Consider the following 629-nt stretch of genomic DNA (forward strand, 5'->3'; position numbering starts at 1 on the left):
CGCAGGCGCTGGGCGTGTGCGGCGGCGCGAGCGCCCAGCTGCTCGGTGGGGAGGGCGAGTTGTTCGACGCGCGGCGGCCGTGGGCCGATCCGTCGCTGCTGCTGCCCACGGGCATCGCGACGACCCTCGTCCAGGGGCGCGCCGACACGACGGTGCCGTACGCGCTGGCCGAGGAGTACGCGGACGCGGCGGCCGCGGCGGGCGAGGTCGTCGGCGTCACGTTCCTGGAGGACGTCGGACACTTCCCGCTGATCGACCCGGCGGCCGACGCGTGCGCGGTCGTGGCGGAGGAGATCGCCCAACTGGCCTGGTGAGAGGCCCTCTCCTCCTACCCGGGTAGGAGGAGGTGCTACCCGGGGACCCCATCGCGGACCGGCTCCGTGGTGTGATGCCGACTACGCCCTGTGATCCCTAACTTCCTTTCCAGAGACATCGACTGGAGGGGGAGGGCGCATGGGGAACCGGTGGGGAAGAGTGCGCAGGGCGCTGCTCGCGGCGCTGGTGACGGGCGCGGTGGTGGTGCCGGTCTCCGCGGCCGCGCACCCGGCGGTCCCCGCGCCCGAGCCCGCGCACCTGGGCCGGGTCACCGCGGCCACGCTGGACGCGGCGTACGGGAAGAACCGCCGGAC

General features: G+C 74.6%; 1 pseudogene. It reads left to right on the plus strand.

The features are described 5' to 3' along the window. A pseudogene (locus G3I40_RS09900) lies at nt 1-314 on the plus strand (alpha/beta hydrolase); the annotation flags it as partial. Nucleotides 315-629: the final 315 nt, after the last annotated feature.

Source organism: Streptomyces sp. SID14478 (assembly GCF_010548525.1).
Classification (GTDB): Bacteria; Actinomycetota; Actinomycetes; order Streptomycetales; family Streptomycetaceae; genus Streptomyces.